The sequence below is a fragment of the Paraburkholderia sp. WS6 genome, from assembly GCF_030464835.1.
GTDB classification, from domain to species: Bacteria; Pseudomonadota; Gammaproteobacteria; order Burkholderiales; family Burkholderiaceae; genus Paraburkholderia; species Paraburkholderia madseniana.
The window spans coordinates 12,133-24,079 of record NZ_JALQCK010000022.1; the positions used below are offsets into that span (position 1 = coordinate 12,133).

At 61.4% G+C, this 11,947-nt stretch carries 10 protein-coding genes, 1 tRNA gene and 1 pseudogene; 7 read left to right on the forward strand and 5 right to left on the reverse strand.

All coding sequences use genetic code 11. The features are described from left to right. Positions 1 to 287 precede the first annotated feature (287 nt). Positions 288 to 1,943 (forward strand): AMP-binding protein, encoded by a 1,656-nt coding sequence (locus tag M0D64_RS24595; RefSeq protein WP_266259590.1) that lies wholly within the window; start codon positions 288 to 290, stop codon positions 1,941 to 1,943. Between the two features lie 17 nt (positions 1,944 to 1,960). Here M0D64_RS24595 and M0D64_RS24600 read toward each other — a convergent pair whose 3' ends face one another. The 4 genes and pseudogenes from M0D64_RS24600 to M0D64_RS24615 form a co-directional block, all read right to left on the reverse strand. Next, positions 1,961 to 2,653 carry a Crp/Fnr family transcriptional regulator gene (locus M0D64_RS24600; RefSeq protein ID WP_266259591.1) on the reverse strand — a complete coding sequence of 231 codons (693 nt, stop codon included), beginning with the start codon at positions 2,651 to 2,653 and terminating at the stop codon, positions 1,961 to 1,963. A 351-nt stretch (positions 2,654 to 3,004) separates the two neighbouring features. Next, entirely contained in the window at positions 3,005 to 3,442 is a 438-nt protein-coding gene (locus M0D64_RS24605; RefSeq protein ID WP_266259592.1) for a YciI family protein, read from the reverse strand. Between the two features lie 452 nt (positions 3,443 to 3,894). After that, positions 3,895 to 5,113, reverse strand: a pseudogene (locus M0D64_RS24610) (tyrosine-type recombinase/integrase). Between the two features lie 173 nt (positions 5,114 to 5,286). Continuing rightward, positions 5,287 to 5,371, reverse strand: a tRNA-Leu gene (locus M0D64_RS24615). Between the two features lie 183 nt (positions 5,372 to 5,554). Here M0D64_RS24615 and M0D64_RS24620 point away from each other — a divergent pair. From M0D64_RS24620 to M0D64_RS24645, 6 genes are all read left to right on the forward strand, one after another. Then, entirely contained in the window at positions 5,555 to 6,595 is a 1,041-nt protein-coding gene (locus M0D64_RS24620) for a LacI family DNA-binding transcriptional regulator (RefSeq protein ID WP_266259593.1), read from the forward strand. Between the two features lie 81 nt (positions 6,596 to 6,676). Further along, positions 6,677 to 7,756, forward strand: a complete 1,080-nt coding sequence (locus M0D64_RS24625; RefSeq protein ID WP_266259595.1) for an ABC transporter substrate-binding protein — start codon at positions 6,677 to 6,679, stop codon at positions 7,754 to 7,756. Then, positions 7,753 to 8,577 (forward strand): ABC transporter permease, encoded by an 825-nt coding sequence (locus M0D64_RS24630; protein WP_093647257.1) that lies wholly within the window; start codon positions 7,753 to 7,755, stop codon positions 8,575 to 8,577. The genes M0D64_RS24625 and M0D64_RS24630 overlap by 4 nt, the downstream gene beginning before the upstream one ends. 32 nt (positions 8,578 to 8,609) lie before the next feature. After that, the gene (locus tag M0D64_RS24635; RefSeq protein WP_266259596.1) at positions 8,610 to 9,524 is read left to right on the forward strand and encodes an ABC transporter permease; all 915 of its coding nucleotides are present in this window, start codon (positions 8,610 to 8,612) and stop codon (positions 9,522 to 9,524) included. Further along, positions 9,521 to 10,567: an ABC transporter ATP-binding protein gene (locus tag M0D64_RS24640; RefSeq protein WP_171927833.1), complete on the forward strand. Its 1,047-nt coding sequence runs from the start codon at positions 9,521 to 9,523 to the stop codon at positions 10,565 to 10,567. Before M0D64_RS24635 ends, M0D64_RS24640 begins: the two co-directional genes overlap by 4 nt. Before the next feature lie 46 nt (positions 10,568 to 10,613). Further along, positions 10,614 to 11,441, forward strand: coding sequence for a phosphodiesterase (locus M0D64_RS24645; RefSeq protein ID WP_266259597.1), 828 nt, complete (start codon positions 10,614 to 10,616; stop codon positions 11,439 to 11,441). Positions 11,442 to 11,459: 18 nt separating this feature from the next. Here the strand turns inward: M0D64_RS24645 and M0D64_RS24650 are convergent, their stop codons facing one another. Beyond that, positions 11,460 to 11,945 carry a DUF2569 domain-containing protein gene (locus tag M0D64_RS24650; RefSeq protein WP_266259598.1) on the reverse strand — a complete coding sequence of 162 codons (486 nt, stop codon included), beginning with the start codon at positions 11,943 to 11,945 and terminating at the stop codon, positions 11,460 to 11,462. Between the last annotated feature and the right edge of the window lie 2 nt (positions 11,946 to 11,947).

The window sequence follows — 11,947 nt, forward strand, 5'->3', positions numbered from 1 at the left end:
TGTCTTCAACGTCAGCAAACTCAAGCAACTTCCCTTCACGGCAGCATTGCCTTGCGAGCAAGATTAGCCAGGGGGAACAGGGCGTGTTGTCTCGAACATGACAATTGGCATCCAGCAACCCGTCGTCCCCTACGAACCCAAGGAGTGTCCTGTTCGAGACAGTTCCATTCCGGCGCAACGGTTAGATTTGATGCGACATCGCAAGGTTTGAGCGATCCGATTCAGAGGTTGCACCTACGCACCACCAATGCCCGGAACACTTTCACATTCATGTGAGGAGACACGACATGGCCACTAAAATCTACGAGCGCGGCCTCGATCGAAACGAAGCCAACTACGTGCCGCTGACACCGCTGCATTCATTGGATCGATGCGCCGATCTGTTTCCGGAGCGTATCGCCATCGTGCATGGCGAGATGCGTCAGACCTGGGCGGCGACGCGCAGCCGCTGCCGCCGGCTCGCCAGTGCGCTCGTCCGGCGAGGTGTCGAGCGCGGCGACACCGTATCGATCATTGCGCCTAATACGCCCGCGTTGGTGGAGGCGCATTTCGGGGTGCCGCTCAGCGGAGCTGTTCTCAACACGATCAACTGCAGGCTGGATGCCGACGGCATTCGGTTCATCCTGCTTCACGGGGAATGCAAGGTCCTTTTTGTGGATCGCGAGTTTGCCGCCCTTGCTGCGAACGCACTCGAGCATGTTCCAGACAGGCCACTCGTGATTGACATTGCGGATCTCGAAGCGCCGCCGGGGGCATCGATAGGTGAGCTCGACTATGAGCAGTTGCTCGGAGAGGGAAATCCGGACTTCGAAGGCGTATGGCCCGCGGATGAAAGGGACGCTATCGCATTGAACTATACGTCTGGCACGACCTCCGACCCGAAAGGGGTCGTGGTCAGTCACCGTGGGGTTCACCTGATGAGCATGCTCCAGTTGATTGACTGGGGCATGCCGCGCGGGCCGGTGTATCTCTGGACCCTCCCAATGTTCCACGCCAACGGATGGTGCTTCGCCTGGGCAGTCACAGCAGCGGGTGGCACCCATGTCTGTCTGCGCAAAGTCAATGCCGCAGGAATATTTCGAGCCATCCGCGAGTACGGCGTCGATCATTTTTGTGCAGCGCCAATCGTCCTGGCCGCACTGGCAGACGCGCCCGCCAGCGAGCGTAGCCCGTTACCTCGCGTCGTTCGCGTCCGCACGGCGGGGTCGCCACCTCCGGCAACCGTATTGAAATCGGTAAGCGAGTTGGGATTCGAGGTTGAGCACGTATACGGCATCACCGAATCCTCCGGCACACCGGTCAGTTGCTTCATCCAGGCAGACTGGCACGCATCGACAAACGAGGAGCAGGCGCGCCTGAAGGCGCGGCAAGGTCAGCGGGCCGCCGGACTCGAAGCCATGCAAGTCGCAAATCCCGCCACGCTTGAGCCCGTTCCCGCGGACGGGAAGAGCGAGGGAGAGATATTGCTGCGCGGCAATGTCATGATGAAGGGCTATCTGAAGAACGAGGAAGCGACCCGAAGCGCCTTCGAGGGTGGCTGGTTCCACACCGGAGATATTGCCGTGGTGCACCCGGACGGATACATTCAGATCACGGATCGATCCAAAGACGTCATCATTTCGGGTGGCGAAAATATTTCATCGATCGAGGTCGAGGATGTATTGCACCAACACCCAGCAGTACTCATCGCGGCGGTAGTCGCGCAGCCCGATGTCAGGTGGGGGGAAGTGCCTTGCGCATTTGTCGAGTTGAGACAGGGTGTCAATTCACCTTCTGAACGAGAGCTGATTACGTTCTGTCGGGAACGGCTCGCACACTACAAGTGTCCTGTGAGGATCGTATACGGCGCGTTGCCAAAGACAGGCACAGGAAAAATTCAGAAATTTCGGCTTCGCGCGCAGGCTGGCAGCCGGGAAGCCATTACGAAGCTGTCTGACGCGTAGTCACGAATGCGGCCCAATCAATCTTCGGAATGCGCAAAATCTCGAAGCCCTGTTAGGTCAAGAATTCGGACTGACCCATATTCGATCGTTAAAAGCCTCGCATCAGCGAGCTCGTGAAGCGCCCGGTTGGTGTTCTGCCTGGAAAGGCCGGACAAACGTCCAATTTCTTCTTGCGAAAGACCCAGCATCAGATCAGCGACGCCAAAGAGTTGCGGATTGAACATTTCAGCGAGACAGAAAGCGACTCTTGCAGACGCTTTCTGCAAACGGAGGTTTGCAACCAGACCGACGTAGTAGCCGCACCGGGCGTTGAGTTGATTGATGACAAATCGACTGAACGAGTGGCTATTGTCAAGCAGCCACTCAAATGTGCTGCACGGTATAAACCCGACTTCGCTGTCACGCAGCGCTACCACCGAGTATGGGCGAGGCTCATCCTTTAGTAGGGCTCCCTCCCCGAACCAGGAACCCGCCGGCACGCCGGCGAAGGTTGTAGCCCGCCCACCTTTAGAGACCGTATCGACTTTGACTAACCCTTCGATCACGCCGATCCAATGATCCGCAGGGGCTCCGCGATGACAGACCAGGGCGCCGGCAGAAAACGATCGTTGAAAAGCATCTTTTTGGACGCGAGCGAGCTGTTCCTGTGTCAACCTGGCCGACCAGGCGGAACGCGATATGAAGTACTGCAACTCAACTGACAGGGGCATAGCCAGGTTAGGTTCGAAGGGTCCAGAGGCATTAGTTTAACCATTTGCCGGCCGACGTTGCCAATGACCCGATCGGCCGAAATCTGCTCGATGGTCCGGTCCGGAGCAGTAGCCAACGTTCGACCGAGCACTCGATGGCGTGGGCCAACGTCCGTAGTTGTCCGAGTCCAGCCTGAATCGGCTAGGCCGAACGTAACGCCGCCGACCTGAAGCCGACGGTCGTTCGCCGCGGGTATGGCCGCCGAAAAGCGGTCGCTCTACGCTGACGCTGAGCCGCAGACGGAGGTTCGCCTGCGGACGTCGGCTCGAGCGCCCGGCTGGATGGCAACTCGGCGGTTCCGTATGTGGCCTTCACTTCTTCGCCTGCCAAACCGACTCGCTCCAGGTCGGTGCCGCTGCCCGGATGATGTCGAGGACATTTGGCGGGACGTCGCCCGCTCCGGTGAGTTGGCGCACCTCCAGTACATCGTCCGCGCCGAGACCGGATGGCGCACGCAATGCCCAGGAAGTCGCCTCCTCAAGAGATCCAACTTCGATGATGTAAAAGCCACCGACCAGTTCCTTGGACTCTGCAAACGGGCCATCGACGATATAGCGTTTCCCCTTGCTAACCGCAATTCGCGCTCCGGGCGCTGCTGGGTTCAAGCCTTCGGAAGCCACCAGGACACCGGCCTTGTGCATCTCTTCGTTGAACCTCATGTACGCCGTGAGAAGGGCCTCGTCCAAACCGCCGCCGGCATCCGGCTCCTCATTGTCTGCGCTCGCTTGGGCTGTGATGATGAATCGCATCGTCGTTCTCCTGAGTTGAATGGTGCTTCAGGACCACGACGAACGAAGGGCTGTCGAATCGACACGTTGCGGCCAATTTCGATGATACATATCGCAGCCCACCAGGCCGATGCCGAGCGCCTCTGTGAGACTTGAAATCACAGGGATTCCAGCGTACCCGAAAGAAGACGTTCACGAAGGGCAGCCAACGGCCAAACGCGGGCGAATGCCAAACTGGCGTTGCGGCCTGCCTGTCATCGATCTGCATCCGGCGCCGGTCGACCCTGAGGCGCCCTTCGGGCACGCACAAGGTCGGCGGCAGCTTCCTGTGCGAAGCGGCCGCCTGAACGTCCAGGTTACAGCTCGTACGAATGACGCGTAATGGCCGCACAGAGCCGAATGACAACCTGCTCAGCTCGACCCTTTATAGCAGCCGGTCGAAGTATCTCCCCAGCGGACGCTCAGATTCCGACTCAGCCTGCCACGCCACAAATCCGAATGATCCGTGCGCCCGCATTCAGCTTGTCTAGATAGTCTGCCCACAACTGCATCATCACCCGGCGCTCCCTGATGAACTTGGTCCAGTTATACGCCGAGCCACGATTATCCGGTACTGCATGTGCGAGTTGATGCTCGATTACCTCTGGTTTCTGCTCCAGTTCCTCGTGCAGGAGGATACGGGCCATCGCGCGAAAACCGTGGCCGGTAATTTCCGTTCGGGTGTCATAACCGAGTCGTCTGAGTGCAGCATTGATCGCCGCTTCGCTCATTGGATGCAACGTCGAACGAGCGCCGGGAAAGACAAAACGCCCCTTGCCTGTCAGTGCTTGCAACTCCCGCAAGAGAGCCACTGTCTGGGTTGCAAGCGGCACCAGATTCTGAGTCCGTGTCTTTGTCACCAGATAGCGCCACTCCCCCTTATCCAGGTCGAATTGCGCCCACTCGGCCCAACGAAGCTCGCTTGGCCGCACGAACAGCATCGGCGCAAGCTTGAGCGCGCAGAGGACGGGAAACGTCCCCGAGAAACCGTCGAAGGCCCTGAGCATTTCCGCCACCTTGGCGGGTTCGGTGAGCGCAGCAAAGTGCTTTTCTATTGGAGACGGAATCGCTCCGATCAGGTCTTTTGCTGGATCGCTCTTTGCCTTGCCTTCCTTGATCGGATATCGGAAAACGCGGCTGATTTCACTGCGCACCCGGTGCGCTGAATATCGCGCCCCCCTCCCTATCGATCCGCTTGAGCACCACCAGAATCTCGGGCGCATCGATCTCGGTGATAGGACGCTTGCCCAGCCAGGGGAATACGTCGTTTTGCAGACGGGCGAGTGTCTTTTCGTGCTGACCAATCTGCACGACCGATTTGCGCTCCTCCAGCCAGTCGCGGGCTACGGCCTCGAATGAATTGTTGGCGTTGAGTCTTGCGGCTCGCTTATCAGCCTTTTTGACGTCGCCTGGGTCTATCCCCGCCGCCAGTTGTTCACGCGCCGCACTTCGCTTCCTGCGCGCTGCTGCGAGCGATACGTCAGAGTAGATGCCCAGCGCCAAGCGTCTTTCTCTACCACCGAATCAGTATTTCGGGCGCCAGTATTTCCCTCCCGACGGCGCAATCTCCAGATACATCCCGCCACCGTCGGTCAGACGATAGACCCTCTCACGAGGGGCTGCGCTACGCACAGCAATGTCAGTCAGGGGCATGAAGACCTCCTGGGGGCTTTTTTTCAAGGACGTCGTTTTTTACACCAACATGCCCCCTAAGATGCCCCCAGAGGTCAACGGAACTCCGCGGTTTCTCCAAGAAACAAAAAACCCTCGAAGCATTGCTGCATCGAGGGTCCAAGGAATTTTCTGGAATCTGGTGGAATGCTTCCTGGTACCGGGGACCGGACTTGAACCGGCAAGCCGTTAGGCGGCGGATTTTAAGTCCGCTATGTTTACCAATTTCATCACCCCGGCAGGGGTCAGAACCACGCGTGGACGCGAATTCTACCATTGCCTGGCTGGCGCACCAAACCGCCGCAATCCAGCCGCGACCGATCCTCACCCTCTCCCGCCAGGCATAAAAATTGGAGTCATCCGCAAGTCACAAACGTTCCTGATAATCCGCTGACGAAAACGTTTACATAACGCGCGGAAATCATGATCCCAACGATCAAAGACGTCGCTGCCCACTCGGGCTTCTCCATCGCCACGGTCTCGCGCGCGATCAACGCGCCGCACACCGTGAATCCGGTCACGCTCGATAAGGTGCGTCAATCCATCGACGCCCTTAACTTCCGTCCCAGCCCGCTCGGCCGGCAGTTGCGCGGTGAGCGCACGCGCCTCATCGGCGTGATCCTGCCGACACTCGCCAACCCCGTGTTCGCCGAATGCCTGCAAGGCATCGACGAGCTCGCCGCGGCGCAAGGCTACCGGCTCATGCTGATGACCACCCAGTACGATGCCGACCGCGAACGCCACGCCATCGAAACGCTGCGCGAGCATCGCGTGGAAGGCCTGATCCTGACCGTCGCCGATGCCGACACGCATCCGCTGCTCGACGAACTCGACCGCGCCGGTCTGCTCTATGTGCTGATGCATAACGACACCGTTCGGCGTCCGTCGGTTTCGGTCGACAACCGCCTCGCTGCGTTCGATGGCGTACGCATGCTCATCGCGCACGGCCATCGCCGCATCCTGATGCTGGCGGGCACACTCGCCGCTTCGGACCGCGCTCGCCAGCGGCATCTCGGCTACGCGCAGGCGATGCAGCAGGCCGGCCTCACCCCTGCGCCCGCGCTCGAAGTCGATTTCAACGCCGACGAACTGGCGCCGTCCGTGCTCGCCCATCTGACCAGCGGCCCGAACCGCCCGACCGCCCTCTTCTGCAGCAACGATCTGCTCGCCATGGTCGTGATGCGCGGCCTGCGCCGTGCGCGTCTGCAGATTCCGCACGACATGTCGATTCTCGGCTTCGACGGACTCGCGATGGGCGAATTGCTGTCGCCGCCGCTGGCAAGCATCTGCGCGCCGAATCGCGAGATCGGCTGCGCCGCCTGGCGGCGTTTGCTGGCCCGCGTAACCGGCAGCTACGAAACGCTAGGGGAAACGTCGCCCACGCTGACCTTGCCGCACAGCTTGCGTGAAGGCGCCACCATCGCGGCGATTTCGAACCGCACAGAAACTTCGGCGGCGACCTGAAGGCCGTTTGCACAGTCGCTTGCGTAAGCATCCCATTCGAACCCCGAACCACCCGCTCTCGTCCTCTCCAGGAGACCCGCAGTGATCCGCTCTTCAACACGTTTCGCTTCTTCGATCAAACCGCTCTGGCGCCGTCTCGCCCGCACCACGGCCACCGCGCTGTCGGCAGGCATGATCGTCACCGCCGCGCTCGCCGCCCTCGCGCCTCAAGCAGCCCATGCCGACGAAACCGCGATCTGCTACAACTGCCCGCCCGAATGGGCCGACTGGGCGAGCCAGATCAAGGCGATCCAGGAAAAGACCGGCATCCGCGTGCCGTTCGACAACAAGAACTCCGGCCAGTCGATTGCGCAACTGATGGCCGAGCAGAAGAGCCCGGTTGCGGACGTGGTCTATCTCGGCGTGTCGTCGGCGTTCCAGGCGAAAGACAAAGGCGTCATCCAGCCGTACAAGCCCGCGCACTGGGACGACATTCCGGCCAACATGAAGGATCCGCAAGGCTACTGGTTCACGATCCACTCAGGCACGCTGGGCTTTTTCGTCAACAAGGACGCGCTGGAAGGCAAACCGGTCCCGCGTTCGTGGGCCGACCTTCTGAAGCCTGAGTACAAAGGCATGATCGGCTACCTCGATCCGTCGAGCGCTTTTGTCGGCTATGCGGGCGCAGTCGCGGTGAATCAGGCGCTCGGCGGCACGCTCGATAACTTCGAGCCGGGCCTCGACTGGTTCCGCAAGCTGAAGGCCAACGCGCCGATCGTGCCGAAGCAGACCGCCTATGCGCGCGTGATGTCCGGCGAAATCCCAATCCTGCTCGACTACGACTTCGACGCCTACCGCGCGAAGTACAAGGATCACGCCAACGTCGAATTCGTGATTCCGAAGGAAGGCACGATCTCGGTGCCGTACGTGATGAGTCTCGTGAAGGGCGCGCCGCATGAAGCGAACGGCAAGAAGGTGCTCGATTTCGTGCTGTCGGACGAAGGCCAGAAACTGTGGGCCGACGCCTATCTGCGTCCGGTGCGCGCGAATGCAATGAGCCCCGAAACCGCCGCCAAATTCCTGCCCGCCAGCGACTATGCGCGCGCCAAGCCGGTCGACTTCGGCAAAATGGCCGAGAAGCAGTCGAGTTTCGGTGAGCGTTATCTACAGGTGATGCATTGAACGACGTCACGTTCCCGCTGCGCTGGCGCATCGCTTTGATCGCGCCGGCGCTGGCGGTTTTCATCGCGTTCTGGCTGTTGCCGATGGGCGCGCTCGCGCAGATCAGCGGCGACGGCCACGCTTTCGCGACCTATCGCGCAATGCTGACGAATCCGCGCTACATGTCGAGCCTCGGCGCGACGGTGATGTTATCCGCAGCGGTCACGGCGACGACGCTGGTGCTTTCCGTGATCGCCGGTTTGCTGCTGGCGCGCCGTGAGTTTCCGCTCAAGCGCACGCTGCTCGCGCTGTTGACGTTTCCATTGGCATTCCCAGGCGTCGTGGTCGGCTTCATGGTGATCATGCTGGCGGGACGTCAGGGTTTGATCGGCGCGTTGTCGCTGAAACTCACGGGCGACCGCTGGGTGTTCGCTTACTCGATGAGCGGCCTCTTTCTCGGCTACCTGTACTTCTCGATCCCTCGCGTGATCGTCACCGTGATGGCGTCGGCGACCAAGCTCGATGCCTCGCTCGAAGAGGCCGCGCGTTCGCTCGGCGCATCGCCGTGGCGTATTACGCGCGACATCGTGTTGCCCGCGTTGTCGCCGGGATTGATCGCGGCCGGCGCGGTATGTTTCGCGACCGCCATGGGTGCCTTCGGCACCGCCTTCACCCTGGCCACCGACATCGACGTATTGCCGATGACCATCTACACCGAGTTCACACTGAACGCGAACATGGTGACGGCCGCGGGCCTCTCGATCGTGCTCGGCATCGTCACATGGGCCGTGCTGGCGTTCGCTCGCAGCGTGAGCGGTTCCGCTGTCGCGGCAAGCGCATGAGCGGCGTGTCCAAACCCGATGAAAAGACCTCGATGAATTCCATCACTGCTCCAATCAAGCAGCCCGCAAAACCGCGTGCGCGGCGCCGTGGGTTGCCCACATCACGCACGTGGCTCGCAGCCGGACAGTGGTTCGTTACGCTGCTGCTATGCGCGTTTCTGATCGTGCCGGTCGTGATGTCGATCATGGCCGGGCTCACGGTGAACTACTTCAAAGGCGTATCGAGCGGACTCACGCTGCGCTGGCTCGGCGAAGTGTGGACGCAGTATCACGGCTCGGTATTTCTCTCGCTCGAAGTGGCGGCGATGACCTTGTTGATCACGCTGCTGACCGGCGTGCCCGCCGGCTACGTGCTGGCGCGCAGCAAGACGCGGCTCTCGCGCATCATCGAAGAGTTTCTGGTGCTGCCGATCGCCCTGCCCGGTCTCGCTTCCGCGCTCGCGCTGCTGGTGGTCTACGGCGGCTTCACGATGTTTCGCATGAGCGTCGCGTTTATCGTCGTCGGGCACGTGGTGTTCACGCTGCCGTTCATGGTGCGCGCGGTTGCGGCAGTGTGCGCGAGCAGCGATCTGCGCACACTCGAAGAAGGCGCGGCGAGCCTCGGCGCGAGCTTCTTTCAACGTTTCATCACGATCGTGCTGCCGAATGCGCGGCCGGGAATCGTCGCCGGTGCGCTGGCGGTGCTGACGCTCTCGATCGGCGAATTCAACCTCACCTGGATGCTGCATACGCCCGACACCAAAACGCTGCCGGTCGGTCTCGCCGACACCTATGCATCGTTACGCATCGAAATCGGCAGCGCCTACACGATTCTGTTTTTCATTATGACGATGCCGTTGCTCGTCGCGATGCAATGGCTCGGCGTCGATGCGACCGGCCAGCGCAGCGCGGGCAGACAACGCACCGCTGCCTCCCGTTCAAAGCCTACACCGACGTCCACGCCATGAAACTCGACTCCGTTCCCATCACGCTCACACAGTGCGCGAAAACGTTTCGCGGCACGCGTGTGCTCGAACCGCTCGATCTGCACATCGGCGCCGGTGAGACGCTGGTGCTGCTCGGCCCGTCCGGTTGCGGCAAGACCACCACGCTGCGCATGATCGCGGGCCTCGAGACACCTGACGCCGGCGGCAGCATCGCGTTCGGCGACGAAGACGTCACTGCCCTGCCGATCGAAAAACGTCAGGTCGGCATGGTGTTCCAGAGCTACGCGCTGTTTCCGAATCTGACCGTGCGCGGCAACATCGGCTACGGCCTGAAGATCAAACGCGTGCCGGCTGAAACCGCACGGCAACGCGTCGACGAATTGCTCGCGATGATGCGTCTCACCGCGCACGCGGACAAACCCATTGATCAGCTTTCGGGCGGCCAGCGTCAGCGTGTTGCATTGGCGCGCGCACTCGCCGTGCAACCCCGTGTGCTGCTGCTCGACGAACCGCTGACCGCGCTCGACGCGCGTTTGCGCGACACCTTGCGCAGCGAGATGAATACGTTGCTGCGCGAACTGGGCATCACGACCGTCTACGTGACCCACGATCAGGCTGAAGCGATGGAGCTCGGCGACCGCATCGTCGTGATGAGCGCAGGCCGCATCGAGCAGATCGGGTCGCCGCGCGACATCTACTACCGTCCGGCGAATCGCACGGTCGCGCAATTCGTCGGCACGATCAACCGGCTGGCGGGCGAACGGCGTGATGGTCTGCTGACGACGACCGGCGGCGCTGTACCGCTGCCCTCAGGTCCCGCTCAGGCAAGCGCGGCACACGAATTTTTCTTCCGACCCGAAGACGCGTACCTCGCCGACCCGGCCAGCGCCCAATTGCGCGGCAATATCGAAAGCACGGCGTTTCTCGGCGAGCGCACCCGCCTGACGATCGGTGGCGCCGCACCGGACGCGCTGCTGATCGACGTCGCGGGCCGCGTCGAACTCGCGCGTGGCACGCCGGTCGGGATTTCGATCGCGCAGGACGCGCTGATTGCGCTATCGTAACGACACAGCGCTGCGTTTCTAGCGCGCCATAACGAAGGACATCCCCATGCTGCTGGCTCAAATTAGCGACCTCCATATCAAACGGCCCGGCGCGCTGGCTTACCGCCGCGTCGACACCGGTGCCTATCTCGCGCGCACTGTCGCCGCGCTCAATGCGCTGGAGCCGCGTCCAGACGCTGTGATCATGACCGGCGACCTCGTCGATCAGGGCGATCCGGAACAGTACGAACACCTCAAGACGTTGCTCGCGCCGCTCGAGATCCCCTACTTCCTGATGGTGGGCAATCATGACGAACGTGCTGCGTTGCGCGCGGCGTTTCCCGATCGCGCCGAATTGCGTAGTGGTGGCGAGTTCGTGCACTACGCGGTCGACGTCGGACCGCTGCGCGTAATAGCGCTCGATTCGCTGGTGCCGGGCGAAAGCGCCGGCAATCTATGCGACGCACGTCTCGCCTGGCTCGAGACGCAACTCGATGCGACCCATGGCAAGCCGACGGTGGTCGCGTTGCATCATCCGCCGTTCGTCTGCGGAATCGGGCATATGGATGAATTGCGTCTCGATCCCGCTGCCGCCGACAAGCTCGCCGCGTTGATCGCGCGTTATCCGAACGTGGAGCGGGTGATCTGCGGCCATGTGCATCGGCCGATTTTCGTTCGTTTTGGCGGCACGATTGCGTCCGCGGTGCCGGCGCCCGCGCATCAGGTCGGACTCGATCTGCGCGAGGATGCGCCCTCCGCATTCGTGATGGAGCCGCCCGCGTACGCGCTGCATCGCTACGATCCGGCGACAGGCATCGTCACGCATCATGCGTATGTCGATACAGCGGATGGGCCGTATCCGTTTTACGAGGCTGAAGGCGAGTTAATCGATTGACGGTGTCGCCTCGCCGGTTCAGGCGACGACGAAAGTTTGCCGTACGCGCCGGGACAGCCTGAAATACGGTATCCCGAGCGCGGCAGCAACGCCGGCCTGAATGACGCCATCAAAGGGAATGGCAATGGCGACGCCGATGGTGTGGGTCATGTGATCGCCGAGCAGGTAGGCGATGGTTCGCATGACGACGATGGCCAACAGCCACGCCTGCACTTGCACCGGAAAACGCGCCGATTTGCGCCGCGCGAGCAACGCGAGCCAACCTGCGCCTGCGACGATGAACACCCCGATGATCACGTCACAACCGACCATCGCGATCACGGTGCGATACCAGCCGTGTGTTTCAGGGCGCACGAATACCGCCAGCAGCTCCCATTCGAGCATCAGCTTGAGCGGATCGCGCAATGCAACCGCGGTAGAAAGCGCCCACGCAACGAGGCAGATCAAGGCGACGAGCAGCCAGCCGCTGATGCGTCGAGGTTCGGGCGTCGAGGTTGTGTTCATGA